The sequence below is a fragment of the Flavonifractor sp. An306 genome (genome assembly GCF_002159455.1).
Taxonomy (GTDB): domain Bacteria; phylum Bacillota; class Clostridia; order Oscillospirales; family Oscillospiraceae; genus Flavonifractor.
This window is the reverse complement of record NZ_NFIQ01000238.1, coordinates 1-734: the sequence shown is the minus strand read 5'-3', so window position 1 is coordinate 734 and position 734 is coordinate 1. Positions and strand designations below refer to the sequence as shown.

General features: G+C 55.3%; 1 protein-coding gene. It reads left to right on the top strand.

What is annotated here, in order from left to right; genetic code table 11:
- Nucleotides 1-551, top strand: a 551-nt coding sequence (locus B5F88_RS19865; protein ID WP_087937088.1) for a recombinase, incomplete at its 5' end; no start/stop codon positions are given.
- Nucleotides 552-734: the final 183 nt, after the last annotated feature.

Below are 734 nucleotides of genomic sequence, written 5' to 3'. Positions count from 1 at the left end.
CCGGGGAAAATGGATACCCACCCATTATTGACCAAGATACCTTCCAGCAAGTGCAGGAAAAGATCTCAGAAAAGACAAGTGGGAAGTTTCCACGCCGGACGGAATCGGATGGCTTATGGCAAAAGCTGCGAAGCGGATGCTGTCAGACTCGCCTGCTCCGAACCGGAGGGCCAATCGGGCATACCGGAAACGTCCATCTGAAATGTTCTGCCTGCAGAAACGCATTTGTTGTCGGGAAGGAGGAACTGCTTGCGCAGACGGCACGGCAGCTTGCGGCACATGAAAAACCCATATGTAAGCCATACGCGCCCTCTGCGGAGGCTGTTCGCCTGGCCAATGCCATTAACCGGGCGTTGGAACAGCCAGGAGACGGTAAGGAGGCTCTCTCCCACATCCTGCAAGGGGCAGCTGCCCGGTATGCCTGCTGTGATGATGGTGTGGATATGGCTGTAAGCCAAACGCAGCCCGACCAAATCGACTGGGAACGCTTCGAACGAACGGTCTCCCATATCATAATCGGAACAGATAACGCAATCACCGTGCACTTCTGATTAGGAACAGAAAGGACAGCAAAATGGAACAATCATCACTGGAACGCACCGTCCACCGTATTCCGGCATTACGCTCCAATGTAGCAGGCAACAAGACGAGACTCCATGGCAGGCAGCGGGTGGCGGCTTACTGCCGGGTCAGCACCGACAGCGAGGAGCAGATCAACAGCTACACCGCCCAGA